At 38.0% G+C, this 22345-nt stretch carries 22 protein-coding genes; 9 read left to right on the forward strand and 13 right to left on the reverse strand.

Features of this window, described 5'->3' with window-relative positions; translation table 11 throughout:
* On the forward strand, nucleotides 1-2025 hold a 2025-nt coding region (locus tag IQ228_RS02085), incomplete at its 5' end, for a type ISP restriction/modification enzyme (RefSeq protein WP_304511116.1).
* A 99-nt stretch (nucleotides 2026-2124) separates the two neighbouring features.
* Here the strand turns inward: IQ228_RS02085 and IQ228_RS02090 are convergent.
* From IQ228_RS02090 to IQ228_RS02100, 3 genes are all read right to left on the reverse strand, one after another.
* A complete protein-coding gene (locus IQ228_RS02090) occupies nucleotides 2125-2454 on the reverse strand; it encodes a putative toxin-antitoxin system toxin component, PIN family (RefSeq protein ID WP_071992809.1) in 330 nt (109 codons plus the stop codon).
* Between the two features lie 244 nt (nucleotides 2455-2698).
* Nucleotides 2699-2950 carry a type II toxin-antitoxin system Phd/YefM family antitoxin gene (locus IQ228_RS02095; RefSeq protein ID WP_193962065.1) on the reverse strand — a complete coding sequence of 84 codons (252 nt, stop codon included), beginning with the start codon at nucleotides 2948-2950 and terminating at the stop codon, nucleotides 2699-2701.
* A gap of 40 nt (nucleotides 2951-2990) precedes the next feature.
* Nucleotides 2991-4850, reverse strand: a complete 1860-nt coding sequence (locus IQ228_RS02100; RefSeq protein ID WP_193962066.1) for a serine/threonine protein kinase — start codon at nucleotides 4848-4850, stop codon at nucleotides 2991-2993.
* Between the two features lie 409 nt (nucleotides 4851-5259).
* Here IQ228_RS02100 and IQ228_RS27020 point away from each other — a divergent pair, with 409 nt between their 5' ends.
* The 3 genes from IQ228_RS27020 to IQ228_RS02110 all read left to right on the forward strand — a co-directional run bounded on the left by IQ228_RS27020 (nucleotide 5260) and on the right by IQ228_RS02110 (nucleotide 7816).
* Nucleotides 5260-5394, forward strand: a complete 135-nt coding sequence (locus IQ228_RS27020; RefSeq protein ID WP_255549934.1) for a hypothetical protein — start codon at nucleotides 5260-5262, stop codon at nucleotides 5392-5394.
* A 117-nt stretch (nucleotides 5395-5511) separates the two neighbouring features.
* Nucleotides 5512-6006, forward strand: coding sequence for a hypothetical protein (locus IQ228_RS02105; protein WP_193962067.1), 495 nt, complete (start codon nucleotides 5512-5514; stop codon nucleotides 6004-6006).
* Nucleotides 6007-6232: 226 nt separating this feature from the next.
* A complete protein-coding gene (locus tag IQ228_RS02110; RefSeq protein ID WP_027403106.1) occupies nucleotides 6233-7816 on the forward strand; it encodes a metallophosphoesterase in 1584 nt (527 codons plus the stop codon).
* 32 nt (nucleotides 7817-7848) lie between these two features.
* Here IQ228_RS02110 and asnS read toward each other — a convergent pair whose 3' ends face one another.
* Together asnS and IQ228_RS02120 are read right to left on the reverse strand one after the other, a co-directional pair.
* Entirely contained in the window at nucleotides 7849-9240 is a 1392-nt protein-coding gene (gene asnS / locus IQ228_RS02115) for an asparagine--tRNA ligase (protein ID WP_027403107.1), read from the reverse strand.
* Nucleotides 9241-9326: 86 nt separating this feature from the next.
* Nucleotides 9327-9671, reverse strand: coding sequence for a hypothetical protein (locus tag IQ228_RS02120; protein WP_027403108.1), 345 nt, complete (start codon nucleotides 9669-9671; stop codon nucleotides 9327-9329).
* 66 nt (nucleotides 9672-9737) lie between these two features.
* On the opposite strand from IQ228_RS02120, the gene IQ228_RS02125 reads away from it, so the two are divergent.
* Nucleotides 9738-10016: a DUF6439 family protein gene (locus tag IQ228_RS02125; RefSeq protein WP_027403109.1), complete on the forward strand. Its 279-nt coding sequence runs from the start codon at nucleotides 9738-9740 to the stop codon at nucleotides 10014-10016.
* A gap of 30 nt (nucleotides 10017-10046) precedes the next feature.
* Here the strand turns inward: IQ228_RS02125 and IQ228_RS02130 are convergent, their stop codons facing one another.
* Both IQ228_RS02130 and rlmD read right to left on the reverse strand, forming a co-directional pair.
* Entirely contained in the window at nucleotides 10047-10496 is a 450-nt protein-coding gene (locus IQ228_RS02130) for an anti-sigma regulatory factor (protein WP_027403110.1), read from the reverse strand.
* Between the two features lie 406 nt (nucleotides 10497-10902).
* Entirely contained in the window at nucleotides 10903-12285 is a 1383-nt protein-coding gene (gene rlmD / locus IQ228_RS02135; RefSeq protein ID WP_027403111.1) for a 23S rRNA (uracil(1939)-C(5))-methyltransferase RlmD, read from the reverse strand.
* 160 nt (nucleotides 12286-12445) lie between these two features.
* Between rlmD and IQ228_RS02140 the strand changes: the two genes are divergently transcribed.
* From IQ228_RS02140 to IQ228_RS02155, 4 genes are all read left to right on the forward strand, one after another.
* Nucleotides 12446-12931, forward strand: a complete 486-nt coding sequence (locus IQ228_RS02140) for an allophycocyanin subunit alpha-B (RefSeq protein ID WP_027403112.1) — start codon at nucleotides 12446-12448, stop codon at nucleotides 12929-12931.
* A 703-nt stretch (nucleotides 12932-13634) separates the two neighbouring features.
* Nucleotides 13635-14618 carry an ATP-binding cassette domain-containing protein gene (locus tag IQ228_RS02145; protein WP_027403113.1) on the forward strand — a complete coding sequence of 328 codons (984 nt, stop codon included), beginning with the start codon at nucleotides 13635-13637 and terminating at the stop codon, nucleotides 14616-14618.
* 5 nt (nucleotides 14619-14623) lie between these two features.
* The gene (locus tag IQ228_RS02150) at nucleotides 14624-15412 is read left to right on the forward strand and encodes an ABC-2 family transporter protein (protein WP_027403114.1); all 789 of its coding nucleotides are present in this window, start codon (nucleotides 14624-14626) and stop codon (nucleotides 15410-15412) included.
* Between the two features lie 425 nt (nucleotides 15413-15837).
* Nucleotides 15838-16755 carry a M23 family metallopeptidase gene (locus IQ228_RS02155; protein ID WP_027403115.1) on the forward strand — a complete coding sequence of 306 codons (918 nt, stop codon included), beginning with the start codon at nucleotides 15838-15840 and terminating at the stop codon, nucleotides 16753-16755.
* A 368-nt stretch (nucleotides 16756-17123) separates the two neighbouring features.
* On the opposite strand, the gene ureC is transcribed toward IQ228_RS02155, so the two are convergent.
* From ureC to IQ228_RS02185, 6 genes are read right to left on the reverse strand one after another with little or no spacing between them, the layout of a single operon-like run.
* A complete protein-coding gene (ureC, locus tag IQ228_RS02160; protein ID WP_027403116.1) occupies nucleotides 17124-18830 on the reverse strand; it encodes an urease subunit alpha in 1707 nt (568 codons plus the stop codon).
* Nucleotides 18831-18880: 50 nt separating this feature from the next.
* Entirely contained in the window at nucleotides 18881-19186 is a 306-nt protein-coding gene (locus IQ228_RS02165) for an urease subunit beta (protein ID WP_027403117.1), read from the reverse strand.
* A gap of 23 nt (nucleotides 19187-19209) precedes the next feature.
* A complete protein-coding gene (locus IQ228_RS02170) occupies nucleotides 19210-19872 on the reverse strand; it encodes a DUF4276 family protein (protein WP_027403118.1) in 663 nt (220 codons plus the stop codon).
* On the reverse strand, nucleotides 19869-21059 hold the full coding sequence (locus IQ228_RS02175) for an AAA family ATPase (RefSeq protein WP_193962068.1): 1191 nt from the start codon (nucleotides 21057-21059) through the stop codon (nucleotides 19869-19871). Before IQ228_RS02175 ends, IQ228_RS02170 begins: the two co-directional genes overlap by 4 nt.
* A gap of 43 nt (nucleotides 21060-21102) precedes the next feature.
* Complete coding sequence (ureA, locus tag IQ228_RS02180) at nucleotides 21103-21405, reverse strand: urease subunit gamma (protein WP_027403120.1); 303 nt, start codon at nucleotides 21403-21405, stop codon at nucleotides 21103-21105.
* Nucleotides 21406-21444: 39 nt separating this feature from the next.
* A complete protein-coding gene (locus IQ228_RS02185) occupies nucleotides 21445-22284 on the reverse strand; it encodes an urease accessory protein UreD (RefSeq protein ID WP_027403121.1) in 840 nt (279 codons plus the stop codon).
* Nucleotides 22285-22345 lie beyond the last annotated feature (61 nt).

Genomic DNA, 22345 nt, shown 5'->3' on the forward strand with positions numbered 1-22345 from the left:
CCTTATACCATAGCACATTTAAAAATAGGCGTATTACTGGGATATTTAAAATATAAATTTGCACCAAATGAAAGATTAAAAATATATTTAACTAATGCGTTGGAAGAAGGCATAAAAGAAGGTGATTTAATTCCGGGAATTACCCAAATTATCGCGGAAGAATCAAGTCAAGCAGCAAAAGTGAAAACAGAAATTCCCATTACGGTGGTATTAGGAAATCCTCCTTATTCTGTTAGTTCTCAAAATGCTAGTAAACGGAAAAGAATCTTAAATCAAGATGAAAAATATTTAGCAGATGTGGAATATACTGGTTCAGTGTGGAATAGAATTTATAAATCTGGTAAAGTAGGTAAAACTATTACGGAATTAACCCACATTGGCGAACTTTTAGAATTATATAAAGGTAGGGTAAGATTAGAAGGTGAGAAAAATATTCAACCTTTGGATGATGATTATATTAAATTTATTAGATTTGCTCAATATCAAATAGAAAATAATAGTCACAATGCGGGTATTATTGGTTTTATTACTAATCATTCCTATCTTAATGGGTTAGTTCATCGGGGAATGAGAGAAGAATTATTAAAGTATTTTGACACTTTATATATTATGGATTTACATGGTAATTCTTTATTAAAAGAAACTACTCCAGATGGTAATATTGATCAAAATGTTTTTGATATTCAACAAGGTGTAGCAATTCTAATTGCTGTGCGAGAAAAAAGTAAACCTGATTATGGTTCTAGTGCTTATAAATCCAGAGATGGGATTAAGGAAATGGCTAAGGTATTATATTATGATGTTTGGGGAAATCGTGAGGATAAATATAATTTTTTAGAATCTGCAAGTTTAGATAATGTTGATTGGATAGAGGTACAACCTACTGAACCTAATTACTTTTTTAAACCTAGAATTTTCTCCCTAGATATAGAACAAGAATATCAAAGTTTATGGAGTGTTCAAGATATATTTTCAGTTTACTCTAATGTTATAGAAACAGGTAAAGATGATGTTTTAATTAGTTTTGAACGAGACACATTATTACAATTTCTACAAACATTATGCAATGATAGTATTTTGGATCAAGATATAGCTGAAATTTATAAAATTTCTGATTCTCCTAATTGGAACTTTTTTAAATCTCGTTTACTACTTGTAAGAGACGGTTTAAACCAAGAATTAATTAAACCTATTTACTACCGACCATTTGATATAAGATTTACCTATTACCACAGCATTTTAAGAAGGATGCAAGAAAAAGTTTTAAATAATTTAATTCAAGATAATTTAGGTTTATTATTAATGCGACAAGTAGCTTCAGGAGATAATCAATATACGCATTTTATGGTTTCTAATACAATTGCTGATAATCGTAGTTTTTTTAGTAATAGGGGAAGACCAAGTATTTTCCCACTTTACACATATCCAAATACAGAAAATAAACAAACTAACCTTTTCCTAGAAAAAACTCCTAATTTATCTCCAAAATTCTTAGAAGCTATCAAAGAAAAACTGGGTAAAACACCAACTCCAGAACAAATATTTTACTATGCTTATGCAATATTTCATAGTCCCACTTATCGCACTCGCTACGCTGAATTTCTCAAGATTGATTTTCCTCGTCTTCCCTTAACCAGTAACGAAAACCTATTTAACGAATTAGCTATTAAAGGAGAAGAATTAGTTAATTTACATTTAATGAAATCGGATATACTCAATAATTTAATTACAATCTATCAAGGAATAGGAGATAATCAAGTTAGTGAAGTTACCTATAATTCAGAATTACAAAGGGTTTATATCAATAAACAGAGTTATTTTCCAGATATTCCCCCACATATCTGGGAATTTAAGATTGGTGGATATCAAGTATTAGATAAATGGTTAAAAGACAGAAAAAACGCCAAGCGAGAATTATCTGCTGAGGAAATTAACCATTATCAAAAAATTGTCATTACTTTAACAGAAACTTTACGACTCATGCAGGAAATTGACATAATTATTCCTGGGTTTCCCATAGAGTGATGAAGTATATAATTTATTTTTATCTCGTTCCCAGTCTCTGACTGGGAATGCCATCATAGAGGCTCTGCCTCTGCTTTAATAGAAGGCAGACAGAGTCTTCTAGAATTCATTTGATCTCGTTATTTCATCCCAAAAAGTACGTGGATTGATAACAGGAATATTTTGAATTGGATGTAAGATCAGCAAATCAGCATCTCCAGTAATGAGATGTGAAGCATCACCATTTAAAGCCAATTCGATAAATTTATCATCCTTAGCATCTCGACATAATTTGACCTGTTTCAAAACTTTTACAGGAAACCATGCAGTTTTAATACGGACAGATAACCCATCAATGTCATCAGAATCAATATATTTAGCAAATTTCGATCGCCTCAGAACAGACAAAAGTTCTGTTAAAGTAGCGGTAGAATATAAGTAATTGGACAAAAATATTTACAGTCATTGCGAGCAAAGGGAAGCAATCACAACCCTGGCGATTGCTTGATTTCACTTCGTTCCCTATGGCTAACGCCACGCTGCGCTAACGCAATGACATTGTGTAATTAATTCTGTCTCACTACTTAAAACAATTCCATTGTCTTCTCCCCAGTTTAAAACCTGTGCCGAAACAGAATTAGGAGACAGAAGGGCACTAACTAAAACGTTAGTATCAAGAACTAGACGCATAAAACTATTGATCTTCACTTAAAAGCTTATTTAACTTGTCCTCAGTTAAACCACGTTCTTGAGCTTTACGTCCGATATTTTTTCTAAATTGTTGAAATTCTTGAATATTAATCCGAGTTATGCGTTGATATTCTTCAATAGACATAATAACCGCAACATCACGATTTTGCTGACGTATAGTCACAGGTTCACGTTGTACTTTATCAATAACTGCGGCAAAAGCTTGATTCACTTCTGTATCTGAAACAAATTGCATAATTTCACCTCATTTGTTTTTATTATAGACAAATTTCATTTTAAACCCCATCTTTTGGTGTTGCTGAAGGAGTTGGTTTACTTTCTTGGGGTAATGCTTGTTTAGCAACATTATCAGCAGCTTGTTTAAACATTGGTTCTAATTTATCACGCCAGTATTTAATATTCGGGAGCTTTTCTGGATGATCTCGATAAGCTAAAACCTCATCCCATTGACCATTATCAATAGCTTTATTAATATCTTTAGCTAACGCTTCTGCTTTTGCCCAATCACTCTGCCATTGATTAACAGTGTCAACGGTTTCTTTAATGCTAGAAACAGCATTTCCTGAAGTTGATTTTAACAGAGAAATTGCTCCTTGTAAATCTCCTGATTCAAACTTTTGTCGAGCTTTTGCCACCGTTTTTGTCTTATCTTCAATGGCTGGTGGGGATGGTTTTACTGGAGAAGGTACTACAGCAGATGTTGCTGAAACTTGGGGAACTGGACGAGATGCAATTAAAGAACTATCATCTACAGTTTGCATAGCCAAACCTTTATCTCGACGGCAAGAAATCCATGTTTCATTATTAGCAATAATATCAGAATGCGCCCATGCTAAACGTCCAGATGACAGTTTAATTTCTACCCAACCTCGGTTTGTGCGTTTACCTGTCACCTCAAATTCACTGGCTGCACCCAAGGTTTTCAAAATATTATCAGAATTGATGGCACTGGGTTCAGAACGGATATTAGAATTAGCCGCAACTACAGCCATACAGTTATTTGTTAATTTGGTTTTTTCTCCTGTTGGATTACCAGTTAAATTCTTAAAATTGGGATATACATTTGTAAATAAAGCGGCTACACTACCAACTAATAATATGCCAATTAATAAAGGTAAAGGATCTGGTTTATTAGATTCTTGGGGAATATATTGTTGAGGTGCAGGTTGAACAGGAACATGATTAGCGGGCGAAACCGCCATTGTTTTCTGTGTAAATCTTGAAGCTAGATTTTGCGGAGATTGATAAATAATTTGAGGAGATACGGAAGGTTGGGCAAGTTCGGGGGTGATATTTACCAACTCTTGACAAGCTTGTAAAGCTTCCGTTGCTGTTTGATAACGTTCTTTGAAATGGTAACGCACCATTTTCGTTAAAATTGCGCCTAGACCAGGATTCACAGGAATTAAATGTTGCCAGTTAATTTCCCCTGTATCTGGATCTTCTTGTAATTGACTAGCTGGGACTCCCGTTAATGCCTGAATGGCGATAATCCCTAAAGCGTAAATATCACTATTAGGACGGGGTTTACCTTGTCCCTGTTCTGTAGGCATATACCCAGGCGTGCCAATGGCTACTGTAGCTGTTTGCTGTCCGCCGACCACCACCAAGGGCGATGCCTGCGGCGGGCAAGGCCAACGCAATTGTTTAACTGCACCAAAATCTACTAAAACTAATTTATAATCAGCCGCACGGCGAATAATATTATCTGGCTTAATGTCGCGGTGAATCACACCTTCCTGGTGAACAAACTCTAAAATACTCAAGATTTCCAGCAGCATTTGCATGACTTGGGCTTCACTCCAAGGCTGTCCGGGGATAAGTTCTTCATTGAGAGTATGACCGTCAATAAATTCTTGGACTAAAAAGAATTCCTTATTTTCGTCAAAATAGGCAAGAAGTCTGGGTATTTGGTCATGGTTACTCAATTTTTCTAACGTTTCTGCTTCGCTATTAAACAGGCGTTTAGCAGTAACAAAGATGTTAGGGTCAGAATTAGCTGGTTTCAGGTGTTTAACCACGCAGATGGGATTGCCTGGCCGTCTGGTATCTTGGGCAATATAGGTTTGACCAAATCCCCCTGTCGCCAAGACGCGAATGACTTGGTAGCGATGATCTAGTAATTTGCCTATCATAATTTCCCTCTCCAGCTTTACAGCTTAATTTTCCCGCTAGTAGTCAATATCTCCAAATTTCTCTTTCTGAAATCAGGTATCTTGAGAAAAGATTTAAATTGTATTAGGAATCAGGAGTCACCGAGTCACCGAGTCACCGAGTCACCGAGTCAGGAGGGAAGAAGAAGAGTTTCCTTGTTTCAACCAGGAGGGTAAAGCAAAAGCTTAATGGTGTCAACTTAACGCAAAATCTTCATCCCGCAAGGAACTCAAGTTCCTTGCTAATAGCGAAAGTCATCTAAAAGATGACTAAATACTAGGAAAATTCATTAGTCCGTTTTAACGGACTTGAGCTATGAGACAGGGAATTTATTCCCTGGCGGGTGTGGAAGCCAAACAAATAAGCCATCTGTAACCTAAGTTGACACCAATGAAGCTCTTGCTTTACCCCTACTACTACAAAAGTCCATTTCCTAACCGTTTTGAGTATGCCTTGGCGATCGCTATGAAGTATAGTTTTGTATTGAACCAAATTGCTAGTTTTACTACAGCGGTATGTACTTAAATGAGATACAGAATCTATAGTAAAAGCCTTATGGTAAGAGACTCTTAACTCTTAACTCCTGAATCCTGACTCGGTGACTCCTGACTCCTCCTATATCAGTATCCCTATTGACTAGCTATGCCACCTAAGATAACTAATTCTACCTCATGGCAACAAGCTGAAATCTTGATGCAACCTGCGTTCATTCGTGTGATTGATAATCTTCGCAAGCAGTTGGATATATCTGATTGGCAAGGCACTTATCAAGATGTATTAACTTGGCCTGCCAATACCCCTGATAAAACCAAAGCCTTGGTAACTCAGTTGGTACAAGAAATAGAAACCACAACACCCATACAAGCGGAGGAAATTAGAAGAACTCTGGCGAGTTTACCTATGCCTCATGCAGGATATCATTTGCTTTTACAACGTAATGGACAACAAGTCAATCTAGATTTGTGGGATTTGTGTTATCAAGTATGTTTTCTGAATTATAGTCCAGAGAATACAGCAGTTAATATTGATACTAGCTTAATTGATGAATATGGGGATGTGGATTGGCAACAGTTAGAAAATAAAACTCAGCAATTGGTGAAACAGGTTTTCGCTAGTTTATCAATATTAGGCGACTAGAAGTCACTTCTACACAAACAAAGTCCACCTGCGCGGACTAATTTAAACCGGGTGTTGCTGATTAAGGGTATGAATTTTAGTCTCACGCAAAGGCGCAAAGACGCAAAGGTAAGATTTTTAAAGGTTCTATTTGGAAATTTCATACCTCGATTCACCAACGCCTTTAAACCGTAATCCTGTTAATCCTTAAATCCTGGATATCCTGATTCTGACAATATTATTTCCTATGAAATTGATTTCTGAACCACCGATTTCTGTCAAAATTCAAAAGATGAAACAACGGGTGCGCTGGCAGCATTCGAGTATTTTACAGCAGGGAATTGACCAAACCTGCATGGTGATAGATGATGGCAACTCAGAAAGTCCAGATTTTTCGTTTATGGTGATGGGTGATACTGGCACTAAGTCCTATTCTGGACACCATCCCCAACGGGAAGTTGCCAAAATGATGGTAAATCATGGTAATGATTGCCGCTTTGTACTGCACACTGGTGATGTGATTTATATGGTGGGTTCTCGTGAATATTACCCAGCCAATTTTATTGAACCTTATCGGGAATTTTTGGTGGGTGGTCATCAGCCTCAAGATATCGCTTATGATCAGATGGTATTTAAGCTACCGATTTTACCAGTGCTGGGTAATCATGATTACTATGATGTGCCTTTACTCTATCGGTTGTTAACTGGTCCAACTTTGCCTTTGCGGCGGATGTTGCGTTATAAAGATATTGAGATTGGTTGGTATGGTTCAAATCAAGGTGATGCTTATGCTAGAGCATTTTTAGATTATTTGGCGGCAGTTTCTCCAACTGACTTAGAAGAATATTTAAAACAGCATTACAACGCTAAAATCGGTACGGGTAAATGTTTGCGTTATCAGCCGGGGAATTTTACTCGTTTACCTAATCGCTACTATAATTTTTGTTACGCTGGTATTGACTTTTTTGCCTTAGATTCTAACACTTTCAATACTCCAGACCCTTTACCTAATAACCAAGCTGGGGATGATTTTCGTCGGGAATTAGGGCAACGTCGTCAGGAAATTGACAAGGAAGAATTACGGATTTTGACGGAATGTGACAAACTCAATCCTGAGAAATCTGATGACGCGGAATTATTGGCTGAACTTGGGGCAAAATTAGACCAAATCAATGAAGTGAAAATTGATATTGAAAAGCAATTAGAATCTCATACAAATACTAATGTTGATTTTGAACAATTGACTTGGTTAAAAGAAAAGTTAATTGCATCTTGGCAGAATACCGCAATTAGAGGACGGGTAATATTTTTCCATCATCCACCTTATGTTACAGAAGGCAGTAAATGGAATCAAAGGCAAACTTTAGCGGTTCGTCATCGGTTACGGGAAGTTTTTGATGAGGTGGCAACAAGTTTAGGTAATATAACTCAGAAACGCCCAATAGTAGATATAATATTCAGCGGACACGCACATTGTCTTGAGCATTTGCAAACTGTTAATACAGGACACGCAGATTCTTATATTAATTATATTATTTCCGGTGGTAGTGGTCGTCGTCTTCGTCGTCAACGTCAAGAGGGAGGAGAATTGCTGGAAACTTTCAATAATAATGGGGATCTTTCCAGTCGTAAGGTTGCTGATTCGCTGTTGTATGTGGGACGGAGTGGGAGTGGTTTTGAGAGTAAACAGCCTTATTCTTGTGTGCGAGTGGATGTATTGGGGGGTTTTCCAGCTAAATTTATGATTACACCTTTAGTAACAGAGTTAGTTGCGGGTAAATGGTGCGATCGCCAATTAAAACCTTGGATAATTTATAATCCAGGAGGATAGAAGAGACGTTATTGATAACGCCTCTAAAATAATTAAAACTCCGCACTTTGTGGTGTGCGAGGAAACGGAATGACATCTCGAATATTTCCCATACCCGTCATAAATTGCACCAATCTTTCAAACCCCAAACCGAAACCAGCGTGGGGAACAGTACCATAACGACGTAAATCTAAATACCACCACAAATCTTCTGGTTTCATACCTTGGGCTAATACCCGTTTTTCTAAAACATCAAGTCTTTCTTCCCGTTGTGAACCACCAATAATTTCGCCTATTTTCGGTGCGAGAATATCCATAGCGCGGACGGTTTTTTCATCGTCACTCAACCGCATATAAAAAGCTTTAATTTGGGCAGGATAATCTGTAACAATAACAGGCTTTTTGAACAATTGTTCAGCTAAATAGCGTTCATGTTCTGATTGTAAATCCGCACCCCAACTCACAGGGTAATCAAACTTAACATCAGCTTTTTCTAAAAGTTTGACTGCTTCTGTATAAGTCAATCGTTCAAACTGATTGTTAATAATATTATTGGCAGTTTCTAAGACAGTATTATCAATCCGTTCATTAAAAAATTCCATGTCTTCGGGACAGGTTTCCATCACATATTTAAAAATGTGTTTGAGAAACTCTTCAGCCAAATCCATATCACCTTCTAAATCACAAAAAGCCATTTCTGGTTCAACCATCCAAAATTCGGCTAAGTGTCGAGAAGTATTAGAATTTTCAGCCCGGAATGTGGGACCAAAAGTATAGACATTAGTAAAAGCCATTGCCATAATTTCGGCTTCTAATTGGCCACTGACTGTTAAATATGCAGGTTTACTAAAGAAGTCTTGGCTATAATCAATTTCTTGATTTTCTGTTTTAGGAACATTCTTTAAATTGAAATTGGTCACACTAAATAATTCACCCGCACCTTCACAATCACTCGCAGTAATAATGGGAGTATGTACCCATAAAAAACCCCGTTGTTGAAAAAATTGGTGAATAGCAGTCGCGCAAGCATTTCTGACTCGAAATACTGCACCGAAGGAGTTAGTTCGCGGACGTAAATGGGCTATGGTGCGGAGAAACTCAAAGGAATGGCGTTTCTTTTGCAGAGGATAGGTATCAGGATCAGCATCTCCGTATACTTTCACTGTATCTGCTTTTAATTCTATTCTTTGTCCTTTACCCTGGGAAGCTACTAGGACTCCTGATACTTCAATAGAACCACCTGTATTGATCTGTTTTAATATTCCTTGATAGTCTGGTAAATCTTGATTAATGACAATTTGTAAATTACCCAAAGATGAACCATCATTAACTTCCAAAAATGCAAATCCTTTTAATTCGCGTTTTGTTCTTACCCAACCTTGGACTACCAAAGTTTGTTCTGGTTTACCACTTCTTAATATTTCTGCAATACGAGAATTTAGCATTTTCTACAATTTGTATTTTTTAAAGAGTCAGATCCCCGACTTCTCAAAGAAGTCGGGGATCTTAAAGAAGTCGGGGATCTTTTAAATCAACCAACCCAAGATTTTAATAACCAACCTATAATAACACCTAAACCGCCAAAACGAATAGCTTGCCAAAAAGGTCTTTTCAGACTTACCCAAGAAAACAACTGGCTTTCTAAGTTGATTTCTAATCCTTCTAATTGTTTTTGAAGGCGATTTAACTCGGCTTTAATTTCTGGAGTCTGCTTTCTATTTTCCTTTAAATTTTTTAATTCTTGTTGCCATTGTGCCTTTTGTTGTTGATCTGTTTGCACTTGAGCATATCTATCTTTTAATAACCGTAGTGAAGTTTCCACTTCTACCAATTCCTGTGCAAAATCTGGCTGGGGATTTTCCTCTAAATTAGTCATTGGTGATTGTTCATTAGCTATGATGATTAAATCATAACTTTTACTCTTAACTCGGCACTTGGTCTTATGTCGCAAACTAGCCAACTCAATGAAATTAGCACTCTAGAACTAGCACAGGCACTTATGGAACGGCTGAGTATTTCTCCTGATGATTGGCATCGGCTCAAGTCTAATCGCAATGTCCGCGCTAGTGAACAGGCAGCCGCCGCAATGGTATTTTTGGTCAAAAATGAACCCCAAGAAGCACAGGCTAGGCTAGAACAGGCTGTGGGCTGGCTAGATAAGTCAATTTCCGCCCCTCCTTGCCCCACGCACGGACATCAGCGCGAGGTAATAAAGAAATAACTCTCACCTGTCCCCGTGGCGTAGCACCTGTTATCTTCGCAAAGATAGTAACCGACGGCTTTCTACTTGCTTGCAAAGGGTAAGTTCTGTCCCTTTGCCATTCCATTTTACTTGATCAAAAATCTGATGCAGTAAGGACATACCCCGCCCACTTTCTGCTTCGTCCGGTGGTAAATAGTCATCGGGATCACTATGATCTTCGAGGGAGGGTGTGAAACCGCTGCCCTGATCTGAGATAATCCACCAATACTGATTATTTATTAATGAGAACTGAACTACGACTAATTTACCGGGATCAAGATTGTTCCCATGTTTAGCCGCGTTGACTAGGGCTTCTTGGAGTCCTAGTCGTAGTTCTGATTGTAATTTTACGGGAATATCGTTCAAGAGTAAATCTAGGATTGGACAAAGATAGAGGGTGGAGGCAAAACTAATTGTCCCCCAATAACGCCCAACTGGACGAAGAGAAATGGTAATCACAAGAGAAACCCCGTAGCTTTTATTTAGCTAGACATCAGGAAAGCTTTTTCAGGCATTCTGATAAAAATTAGGTAGTCATGCTGCCTTCAAATTTGAGTCTGTAAAACTAAATTTATAAAAATGCTCTTGGCTGATAACTGAAAATGAGAATTCATATTGTTTGTTTACAATTTGCTAAAGTCAATCCGTTCATTAGATGAATAAGAATTGCTATTTTTAAACAGAATGGGCAGGACGCTCTGATTAACTGCTAGTTTGTATTTAACACAATTTAATCTCTTCCTTCAGATTCTATACAGCTTCGATTTCTTTAAAACAAAATGAGTTTCTATTTTTATGTAATTCCATCTTAGCATTATGAGTATCAACTAAATTACAAATTCCTGATTTTTATTTTTGGGAGGAATTAACTATTCTGATCATTTTCCGATAGGACGAGAAAAGCGGCTGCTTCTACATGGGCAGTTTGAGGAAAAAAGTCGGCAGGTTGCACTCTTGTGAGTTTATATAGCCCATCTTCGCAAAGTAATTTGAGGTCACGGGCGAGGGTGGCTACTTTACAACTGACGTAAACAATTCGAGATGGTTTCAGGTTTCTTAATATTTTTATGACGTTAGCTTCACATCCTTTGCGGGGCGGATCAAGTAAGACGACATCTGGGATGATTTCCAGATTCTGGAGAATCTTTTCTACTGCGCCTACTTGGAATGTGACATTATTGATTCCATTTTCTTTGGCATTGATAGTTGCTTGTTGTACTGCTGTTGATTGCAATTCTAACCCTGTGACGTGCCGTGCTTGTTTAGCTAGGGGTAAAGTTAATGTTCCTATACCACAATAGGCATCAATGAGGATTTCATCTCCTTGTAGGTTCAGTTCTGACTGAATTACTGCTAGGAGTGCTTCGGCTGTTTCTGTGTACACTTGGAAAAATGTATCCGGTCCGATTTGAAAATCTAGTCCGGCGAATTTTTCTTGGAGGTGGGGGGTTCCAGCTAGACAACGGGTTTCTGATCCAAATATAGCATTTGTGCGATCGCTATTGCGGTTAAGTGACACACCAACTAACTCAGGATAACGCTGTAACCATTGCTGTGCTTGGGTTTCAATTCCTGGTAAATTCCAATCTTTGACCACCAAAGTTAGCAGCATTTCTCCTGTGCGACGACCAATGCGTAAACCCAAATGGCGAATTAAGCCTTTATGCCGGGTTTCGTCATAAATTGACCAACCTTGCTTTTCAATATCCAATTTTACTTCAGCTAATAGGGGATTTAATCGCTGGTCTTGGACGGGGCATTGATTCAAGTTGATTAATTTATGAGTACCTTTGTGATAATATCCAGCTTGGATATGACCTGTGGCTGACCTACCAATAGGATAGGTGACTTTGTTGCGATAGCCAAAGGATGCAGCAGTTACCAGGACTGGATCTATCTGTGGATTCACAAAACCGCCAATTCTTTCTAAGGCTTGAGTTACTTGATTGTGTTTGGCGATTAATTGGTAGTCATAATTTATATGTTGCCACTGACAACCACCACATTTATCAGCGACGATACAACTGGGACGCACCCGTTGAGGCGAGGCTTGCAATAATTCCTGCACCTGACCATAGGCATATTTTGGCTTAACATTGAATAGTTTAACAAGTAGGCGATCGCCTGGAACAGTATCAGGAACAAAAACTACCCTCTGTTCAAAGCGTCCCACACCATCCCCAGTGTCGCTTAAATCAGTAATTTCCAGTTCAATAATTTCATCTTGTCGCCACATTATATTAGTCATTAGTCAGTTGCTAGAGAACAGGGAACTTTCTCACTGGGAAGCGGAAGTTCCCCAATGTCGAATGTAAATTCATTTATCTCTATCTTCCCATACACTTCACGAATGTCCCTCAAAGTCGGTAAACTAGCAGATATAAATATTTCAGTTCATTTAGATAATCATGACTGTAATTAGCCAAGTTATTCTCCAAGCTGACGACGAACTGCGTTACCCCAGCAGTGGCGAACTCAAAAACATCAAAGCATTTTTGGAAACAGGTGTGCAGCGCACAAGAATCGCCGCCACCCTTTCCGAAAACGAGAAAAAGATCGTTCAAGAAGCCACCAAAAAACTTTGGCAAAAACGCCCTGACTTTATCGCCCCCGGTGGTAATGCTTACGGTGAAAAACAACGGGCTTTGTGTATTCGGGACTTTGGCTGGTACTTACGCCTAATTACTTACGGTGTACTTGCTGGTGACAAAGAACCTATTGAAAAAATTGGTTTGGTTGGTGTGCGGGAAATGTACAACTCTCTAGGCGTTCCTGTACCTGGAATGGTAGAAGCTATTACCTCTCTCAAACAAGCGTCCTTGGATTTATTAAATGCAGAAGACGCTGGGGAAACTGCACCTTACTTTGATTACATCATTCAAGCGATGTCATAATCAAAACCCTGTGTGATAGCAGGGAACAGAGTTAAAAGTCTTGAATTCCCCATAGTTGGTAGTAGCTATGGCAAATATTTGTCAGGTTATTAACTATACTAAACACGGGTGAGATTTAAACTTTTGCCAAATGACAAAGAACCCAGATGTGTAGGGGTTTAGCTCATGCTTTACCCCTACGTTTAGAATCAAACAATTAAGCCGTTTTGAGTAAGTACACTGCGGCGTAAATAAGATGACCATTAAAAGCTCTGAAAATTTGATTAGACATCTCCAAAAAAAGATTGTAGAGACGTTCAATATAACGTCTCTACAGGGTTTTCAGTCCAAGTATCTTTAATTTCTGGAGATGTCTATTGATGACAAGGCTTAAAAATGGTTGCTTTATTTACGCCATGATGTACTAGTTGTGGGGATATGTTATACTTATCGCAAGTTATGATATTAGCAAACAACGAAAAATGACAGACTGATAGTAGGCTGTCATAGGTCAGTATGTTCCCTATTAAGAGTCAAGAGTCCAGGAGTCAGGACGAAGAATTAAAGAGAAGTAAGAATAGATTAACTAGAAAATAATCAGGAATTAGAAAATTTAGAAAAAAATGATCCTCCTCCTCAAGACAGACTTTTTCTGGCAATTTGTGTGATTATTATTTAGAGGGAAGAAACTCAACGTTATCAGGCAGAAGGAAATAAATTTTTCATGTCAATGATTATAGCAGAAAAACTCAATAAATTCTATCCTGTATCCACAAAACAACCAGGTATTAAGGGAACAATTAACCATTTTTTCCGTCGCACCTATCGCTCAATTCCTGCCGTTCAAGATATCACTTTCACCATTGAAACCGGAGAAATAGTGGGATTTTTAGGTCCTAATGGTGCCGGCAAAACTACCACCCTAAAAATGCTAACAGGATTAATTCATCCTTCTAAAGGTACGGTTAAAGTCGGTGGATTTATTCCCTTTAATCGTCAAGAAGCATTTTTGCAAAAAATCACCTTAGTGATGGGACAAAAACAGCAATTAATTTGGGATTTACCAGCATTAGATTCTCTCAGAATTAACGCCGCAGTTTATAATATTTCTGATAAAGAATTTCAACGTCGAGTTGGAGAACTAACAGAAATGCTGGCTTTAGAAGGTAAATTAACCCAACCCGTCCGCAAATTATCATTAGGTGAAAGGATGAAAGCTGAACTGTTAGCAGCACTTTTACACCGTCCCCAAGTTTTATTTCTAGATGAACCAACTTTAGGATTAGATGTTAATGCTCAAGTAGGAGTGCGTAACTTTTTAAAAGAATATAATCAGCTATATCAAGCCACAATATTATTAACAAGTCATTACATGGCTGATATTACAGCTTTGTGTGAACGGGTGTTATTAATTCATCAAGGAAAACTCATGTACGATGGTAGATTAGATGGATTATTAGAAAATTTTGCTCCTTATCGAGAAATTTATGTCGAATTAGCTCAAGAATTACCACTAGAAAAACTTATGTCCTATGGTGATGTGCAAATGCTAGAAGGAAGAGCCGTGAGATTTATTGTCCAACAAGAAACCATGACTCGCACTGTTTCTCAGATTTTAGCCGATTTAGAAGTAATAGATTTAACAGTTACAGAACCACCAATAGAAGAGGTAATTGGTAGGGTTTTTCAAAGAGGATTTAACCATTAATAACTATGAACAAAATTGTTAAAAAATCCTTAACTTTGCTATCAGTATATTATGCTAATCTGCTGGAATATAGATCCGAATTAATCTTCTGGGTTTTAGCTGGTTCTTTACCAATTATCATGATGGGTATTTGGATGCAAGCTGCTGATAGTGGTAAATTTGCTTTTAAATCTGTAGACTTCGCTCGATATTTTTTCGCAGTTTTTCTGGCTAGGCAAATCACCGTTGTCTGGGTAATTTATGATTTTGAAAAAGAAGTATTAGAAGGTAAACTTTCGCCAAAATTATTACAGCCTTTAGATCCAGTTTGGCACCATGTTGCCAACCATCTGGCTGAAAGAGTCGCTAGAATGCCTTTTGTATTGCTTTTAGCAGCACTCTTTTTTGTTCTCTATCCTCAAGCCTTTTGGTTGCCAAGTATAACTAACTTATTTCTATTTATCTTAGCAGTAATTATGGTTTTTGCTTTAAGATTTATCATTCAATATACCTTTGCTATGTTTGCATTTTGGACAGAAAGAGCCGCAGCTTTGGAAAATTTATGGTTGTTGTTTTTTGTATTTTTATCAGGTTTGATAGCACCTTTAGATGTTTTTCCAGAAAACATTAGAAACATAGTTATGTTCACACCTTTTCCTTATATGATTAATTTTCCAGCTAGTATTTTAGTAGGACTACCTGTAGATTTAACCAGAGGATTTCTATCAATCTCAGGTTGGTTTCTTATATTTTTTGGTGCCAATCGTTTTTTATGGCGCAGAGGACTGAAAAAATATTCAGGTATGGGAGCTTAATCAATACTATTGCCAATTTTCCAAAATATGTCTGAAACCCAAGAAAATCGTGACTATATCAATAGGGTTTCAGGGCTTTGGCAATAGTATTGTTAATAATTCATAATTTAATTTCCAGTTTATACCGTAATTATAACTCACTGAGGACACAAAAATCTCTATATTTCTGATCTGTTACCTATTTCCTCTCCAAATATACAATTTATTTTGCCAGACTAAGTAGGTGAACACAATAAAACCAAACTGTGTAAAGAAACGTAAAATCGCCCAAACCCTCTTCACTCTTGCCTCTTGCATGAGTGCCTTGCCATAACGACAATTTTCAACGCCAACCTACTTACTTATTTATTAACCTTGAGGGGAAACATTAACTAAAATAAATTAGTCTGTTAATTAACAGCCGCAAAAAATTTGTTGATCAGCCTATGACTATCATCCGTAACCCTATTAATCCAGAGAATAAATTGTCAGGTTTTAGTATTATCAACCCTGCCAAAATGTTTATAGGCATAATTGCTGCTTTTCCCATTGCTTTAATCTCATCAGCAAAGGCTTTAGAAGTACAAGTATTACCTAAAAATCCTCAATTGGGAGATACAATTTCCGTTGTCATTGAGGCAAATACCCCAGAGAAAACCAGCAATCCTACTGTAACAGTGGGGGAAAAAATATATCCAGCCTTTGAAATTGCACCTCGTAAATATCGTTCTTTTGTGCCTACAACTCCCTTAGAAAAGGCTGGAGTGAGAACCATTAAAGTTTCCGAAAATGGACAAGAACAAAATTTATCAGTAAAGGTGCGCGATCGCCAATTTCCCGTTCAACGGATTACCCTACCACCTGGAAAAGCTGGAGTTAATGCTACCGAGTACGAACTCAAGCGCGTAAAAGAATTAAAAGCCCTACAGACACCAGAAAAATATTGGAATGGTGCTTTTCTTACCCCCAATGCTGGGAGAACATCCACTAAATATGGAGTCCGTCGTTACTACAATGGTGAATTTGCCAAAGACTACTACCATCGTGGACAAGACTACGCAGGTGCAGTGGGTTCAACCGTAATTACCCCAGCGGCTGGACGAGTTGCTTTAGTGGGTAAAGTATCCCAAGGATTCCGGGTTCATGGTAATGTAGTAGGCATTGATCACGGTCAGGGAGTTATCAGCATTTTCATGCACCTAAGTCGTATAGATGTCAAGGAAGGTGATTTTGTGCAAGCAGGGCAAAAAATTGGTGCAGTCGGTTCAACTGGTGCATCTACTGGACCGCACTTACACTGGGGTTTGTATGTGAACGGACAATCTGTTGATCCATTACCGTGGAAATCTCGGACAATTGATTAAGTTGCAGACCTGATGACTTTCTCAACCCAAAATACCTATTGACACTCTCAGGGAAATATTGTCTGTTTTCGGAATCTTAAACAAGCCACTGATAAGGCGATCGCCCTATTCTCAAATAAGGACACTCTCAGCGGCTTTAGCCACTGAGCTTTATGCTTACCGAATATTCCTGTAAAACCCGCCTGGGAATGATAGCATGGCGTTTCTGGGCGGGGATCTCAGCCAAACAAATAACCTATCTATCTGTAGCTTAAGTTGACACCAATTTTTATTGTATTCACCTACTTAGATTATCAGCGGTGATATCTTAAATGTTGATTAGGAACTCAAAATTTGGGAAATAAAATAATTCTCAATCTGGAGGGTTTCTAAAACAGAAAGTATCTTTGTGCCATTGGTAAAATGGTTGCTGGTTCACAAGTTAATAATTCACCATCTGCGCGAACTTCGTAGGTTTCTGGATCTACTTCAATTTCGGGTAAAGCATCATTTAATTTCATATCTCGCTTAGTGATTTGACGAGTTCCTGAAACTGCGATCGCTAACTTCCCTAATTTTAATTGTTGAGGAATTTCTCTGGACAAAGCAGCTTGAGACACAAAAGTTAATGATGTCGCATTTCTAGCACCCGCAAAACTGCCAAACATCGGTCGCATATATACAGGTTGGGGTGTGGGAATACTAGCATTAGCGTCACCCATCTGTGACCAAGCAATCATGCCACCTTTAATCACAATTTCCGGTTTGACACCAAAAAAAGCAGGTTTCCACAAACACAAATCGGCTAATTTTCCCGCTTCTACCGACCCCACATATTCAGAGATACCATGAGTTATTGCCGGATTAATTGTATATTTAGCAACATAACGTTTAGCTCGTAAATTATCGGCATGACTATCACCAGCAAGGCTTCCCCTTTGCACCTTCATTTTATGTGCCGTTTGCCAAGTCCGAATGATTACCTCACCGACACGCCCCATTGCTTGGGAGTCGGAAGCAATCATACTAAACGCGCCTAAATCGTGAAGAATGTCTTCCGCAGCGATCGTTTCTCGACGGATACGGGATTCAGCAAAAGATACATCTTCAGGAATAGCTGCATCTAGGTGATGACATACCATCAACATATCTAAATGTTCATCTAGAGTATTGACAGTGTAAGGACGGGTAGGATTAGTAGAAGATGGCAAAACGTTACTTTGTCCACAAACCTTAATAATATCTGGTGCGTGTCCTCCTCCAGCCCCTTCTGTATGGTAGGTGTGAATAGCACGATGCTTAAAAGCGGCAATTGTATCTTCCACAAAGCCGGCTTCGTTTAGAGTATCAGTATGAATTGCTACTTGCACATCATATTCATCAGCAACGGTTAAACAAGTATCAATTGTGGCTGGATTTGTTCCCCAATCTTCATGGAGTTTCAATCCCATCGCCCCGGCTTCAATTTGTTCTATTAACCCTTGAGGTTGACTGGTATTACCTTTTCCTAAAAATCCTAAGTTAACAGGGAATGCGTCAGCAGCTTGCAACATTCGATACATATTCCAAGGTCCAGGGGTACAAGTCGTGGCATTTGTTCCCGTAGCTGGTCCTGTACCACCACCAATCATGGTAGTAATACCGGAAGCAATAGCGACTTCAATTTGTTGAGGACAGATAAAATGGATGTGGGTATCAATTCCCCCCGCCGTCAGAATCATTCCCTCACCGGCTAAAGCTTCTGTTCCCGGTCCAATGATAATATCTATATTGTCTTGAATATAGGGATTGCCGGCTTTACCAATTTTGTAAATTTTCCCCTCTTTAATGCCAATATCTGCTTTGACAATTCCCCACCAATCGAGGATTAAAGCATTTGTAATCACTAAATCTACAGCCCCATCCTGATTAGAAATAGGAGATTGTCCCATGCCATCTCTGATGACTTTTCCACCCCCAAATTTCACTTCATCACCGTAGGTTGTGAAGTCTCTTTCTACTTCTATAAATAGTTCGGTATCTGCTAATCTAATTTTATCGCCTACTGTTGGTCCGTAGGTTTCGGCGTAGGCTTGGCGGTTCATTTTGTATGTCATAGTTTATCCTTTTTTTTATCACGCAGAGGCGCAGAGGCGCAGAGAGAGTTTTAGAGGTTTCCGTCAATTTTATTGTTGAATCCGTAGATTTGACGACTACCAACGAGGGGAATTAATGTTATTTCTTTTTCGTCTCCTGGTTCAAATCTGACGGCTGTGCCGGCGGGAATATCTAATCTCATTCCTCGTGTTTTTTCTCTGTCGAAGTTTAAAGCGGTATTGACTTCATAAAAGTGAAAATGTGATCCTATTTGAATTGGTCTGTCTCCTGTATTTGCTACTATTATTTTAGTCGTGGGACGACCTAGATTTAGTTCTATTTCTCCAGATGGGGTAATGATTTCGCCTGGTATCATAATTGAGTTTTTCCTCTTTTAATTTATATTGACAAATTTTCTAAGAATTGTACAAATGGTTTGAATGCTTGAGGGCATAGTTCGGCTATATCTTGATATCTTGCACTTTCTAATATTCTTCGTGCATCTACAGAACCTTTATATTTATTACCACATTCTCGAAATATTTTTTCTACAATATCTTTCGGTGGAATATTATGATTTTGTTCCTCAACTGGTGTTATCCATTTTACAGCAAGAGAATTAACACCAAGTATGCTCATTAATTGGGATTCAGCAGCCAAAATTAAGGATTCTAAATCATGTTTAAAGCAAAAACCTCGAAAACGCTCTTTTAAGCGATTATCATTAATTCCTTTAGACTCTAATACCTGATTGAACGTATTTGAAATCCCATTTTCTAGTTCTTCAATTGTTTCATGTTCAAAGCCTTTATTTTTGGGATATAGGTCTGGCATAATTACCACAATTGAATCTGGCTGATTGCAGATAATATTGACTGCTTTAGTTGGTGTCTTTGTTAATAAATCTTTCTTAGCATCTCCTCCTTTATCATTATCATTTCCCTTAACTGCAAAAAATTTGATACTAATACCTTGCTGTAATTTCTGGTCAATTAAAGGTGCTAATAGTGCCTCCATTGCATATTTATCAGATGTCCCCTCTACATAAATTTCAACTTTCATGGAAGTCTCTCTAATTCATTGCTACGGTGTAATTGTTGTAATTCATCTGCACCAAAATCATCAAGGATATCTTTGAGAACTTGAGAATTACCAGGTTTAATAAATTTTGCTTCCCCTTTTTCTTTTCTGAGTACAGCAATTTGCGAAATATCAAATTGTGTGAGAAAATAAGACGAATGCGTTGCTAATAAAATTTGAGTGCGTTCAGAGGCTTTTTCAAATAAAGCAGCCAAAACAGGTAATGTCCGAGGATGAACACCTTGGTCCGGTTCATCAATACAAATTAAAGATGGTGGATTTGGGTGTACACATAAACAAATCCAGCAAATCAAACGCAAAATTCCATCTGATAAATCAGCAAGACTTAACTCATCATCAACACCTGATTCTCGCCAAAAAGCGATCACTTCTCCTGGTCCACCACGTGCTTTTACTGTTAAACCTTTAAAGCCAGGAATTACAGAACGTAAATGTTGTTGTAATTCATCAAATGCTGGACGATGTTCAGTCATTAAGGAAAAAAGAACTGAACTTAAATTACCTGCATTTTCATGTAAAATCGGTTCTTGTTCAATGGGAACTGATTGACGAATTTTCTGACTTGCTATATTGAAGGAACTATAAAATCTCCAATCACGAATATATTCACGTAAGTTATATAATGCTTCCAGTGATGGATTTGTCATTGCATTTAGCGTCAGTTGATTAGAACGCTTTAAAGCAATATCCTGTGTTAATTTATCTGATGTTAATGTTGTAAATCCTGTTTCTCCAGGTTCTCTAATTACACCTTTATTACCTTGAATATCCATATATATGTATGGACTACTGTATCTATCACTAAAAGGTTGAGATGATTCTACTCTTTCGTAGGAAACTTGAGTTCGACCAACCGGACCCATAAGTTCTCCCAGATATCTAATACCAGTTGGAAGACCTGTATCAATTTCAATGTCCCATTGGAACTTAGCTAGTCCTGGAATATGAAAAATCTGCTGACCAATAGAACCAGAAATAATTTCTGGAGGGATATCTTGATAAAGACTATCTCGCAAAAATTTGAGAAATTCAAACAAACTTGATTTCCCCGCACCATTAGCACCAACAATAATTTCTAGTGGTTGTAACTGGGCTTCAAAATTTCTGAAAGGCCGATAACCTTGAATATTAACTGATGTTAATCTCATGTTGTTTTTCCTTGATTTGCACTTTCTCCTATCTTAATCATTTCTACCGAATTGGATTATGTACAGTTACTAACTTTGTCCCATCAGGAAAGGTGGCTTCTACTTGAACATCATGAATCATTTCTGGTACACCTTCCATGACATCATCACGAGTTAATAATGTTGTGCCATAACTCATTAAATCTGCCACAGTTTGACCATCTCTTGCACCTTCCAAAATCGCCGCAGAAATAAAAGCGACTGCTTCAGGATAATTCAATTTTAAACCTCTATTTTTCCTTCTCTCCGCTACTAAAGCAGCAGTAAAAATTAATAATTTATCTTTTTCTTGGGGTGTAAGCTGCATTGTTCTCTCCTCTGCGTTCTCTGCGTCTCTGTGGTTCGTTTAAATTTGCCAGACTCTAGGAATACAATTACCACGATTTAGACAAGATACTCGTAACATTTGCCAAATATTTGTAAACCAACTCCTGACTTCAGATGTAGAATTACCACGATATCGGCACAAAAATCCATGTTGTAAGCGAGTTACCCCAGCATCAGAGTTTTGAATAATTAAAGAACGTGCTTGGTTGATGATTTCTGGAGATAGAGGAAAACCAACACAAATAAAACTACCAACAACGGGATGTTCTCTTAAACCATGAGGACTGTGAAATACTTTTTCGTTACCGGGAACGATTTGTCTATCAATCCATAAGGGAATATCATTTTGCCAGATTTCCGTGTGCGATCGCATCTCTCCCTCTAAAAACTTTTCGCCCCTAGCACTTCTACCAAATCTCGTAATTTCCCAGCCTAAATAACTCGCACCTGGAGCTAATTCTACCCGCAAATCTTGGCGGTAAATTGCTCCATTAAATAAAATTGTTTCTTGGGGCAAATATTCTAAACAAGCATGAGCATCAACTTGGATATTTACGGTTTGTCTTGCTTGTAAGCCATTACTACGATATATTTTAGCAGCAGCGGCTGTAGTAATCAAGACATTTGTATAGGGTTGGAGGTGAATATGAGAGGATAGGCGATCGCCCCCCACAATGCCCCCAGCAGTGTGTAAAATCACACTATGACAAATTTCTTGTCCTTCCGGGTAAAAGGGGCGTTGTACCTTTAATGGGGCTTGATGGTGGTTATAAATTAACTGAGTGGAATCTCGGCGATGAGCATAAACTAAGTTAAGTTGACCATGCCAACCCTGTATTGTCTGAGAGTTATCAATCATTTATAGGGTAGAGTAAAAATCAAGCGCCTGATTTATTCGGTTTAACATATTATTCAATATT

The sequence above is a fragment of the Dolichospermum sp. LEGE 00246 genome (assembly GCF_015207865.1).
GTDB lineage: Bacteria > Cyanobacteriota > Cyanobacteriia > Cyanobacteriales > Nostocaceae > Dolichospermum > Dolichospermum heterosporum.

Coding starts and splice junctions, on each gene's coding strand:
- IQ228_RS02095 (WP_193962065.1), bottom strand. CDS start 2,950: ATGCAATTTGTTTCAGATACAGAAGTGAATCAAGCTTTTGCCGCAGTT.
- IQ228_RS02100 (WP_193962066.1), bottom strand. CDS start 4,850: ATGATAGGCAAATTACTAGATCATCGCTACCAAGTCATTCGCGTCTTG.
- IQ228_RS27020 (WP_255549934.1), top strand. CDS start 5,260: ATGAAGCTCTTGCTTTACCCCTACTACTACAAAAGTCCATTTCCTAAC.
- IQ228_RS02105 (WP_193962067.1), top strand. CDS start 5,512: ATGCCACCTAAGATAACTAATTCTACCTCATGGCAACAAGCTGAAATC.
- IQ228_RS02110 (WP_027403106.1), top strand. CDS start 6,233: ATGAAATTGATTTCTGAACCACCGATTTCTGTCAAAATTCAAAAGATG.
- asnS (WP_027403107.1), bottom strand. CDS start 9,240: ATGCTAAATTCTCGTATTGCAGAAATATTAAGAAGTGGTAAACCAGAA.
- IQ228_RS02120 (WP_027403108.1), bottom strand. CDS start 9,671: ATGACTAATTTAGAGGAAAATCCCCAGCCAGATTTTGCACAGGAATTG.
- IQ228_RS02125 (WP_027403109.1), top strand. CDS start 9,738: ATGTCGCAAACTAGCCAACTCAATGAAATTAGCACTCTAGAACTAGCA.
- rlmD (WP_027403111.1), bottom strand. CDS start 12,285: ATGACTAATATAATGTGGCGACAAGATGAAATTATTGAACTGGAAATT.
- IQ228_RS02140 (WP_027403112.1), top strand. CDS start 12,446: ATGACTGTAATTAGCCAAGTTATTCTCCAAGCTGACGACGAACTGCGT.
- IQ228_RS02145 (WP_027403113.1), top strand. CDS start 13,635: ATGTCAATGATTATAGCAGAAAAACTCAATAAATTCTATCCTGTATCC.
- IQ228_RS02150 (WP_027403114.1), top strand. CDS start 14,624: ATGAACAAAATTGTTAAAAAATCCTTAACTTTGCTATCAGTATATTAT.
- IQ228_RS02155 (WP_027403115.1), top strand. CDS start 15,838: ATGACTATCATCCGTAACCCTATTAATCCAGAGAATAAATTGTCAGGT.
- ureC (WP_027403116.1), bottom strand. CDS start 18,830: ATGACATACAAAATGAACCGCCAAGCCTACGCCGAAACCTACGGACCA.
- IQ228_RS02165 (WP_027403117.1), bottom strand. CDS start 19,186: ATGATACCAGGCGAAATCATTACCCCATCTGGAGAAATAGAACTAAAT.
- IQ228_RS02170 (WP_027403118.1), bottom strand. CDS start 19,872: ATGAAAGTTGAAATTTATGTAGAGGGGACATCTGATAAATATGCAATG.
- IQ228_RS02175 (WP_193962068.1), bottom strand. CDS start 21,059: ATGAGATTAACATCAGTTAATATTCAAGGTTATCGGCCTTTCAGAAAT.
- ureA (WP_027403120.1), bottom strand. CDS start 21,405: ATGCAGCTTACACCCCAAGAAAAAGATAAATTATTAATTTTTACTGCT.
- IQ228_RS02185 (WP_027403121.1), bottom strand. CDS start 22,284: ATGATTGATAACTCTCAGACAATACAGGGTTGGCATGGTCAACTTAAC.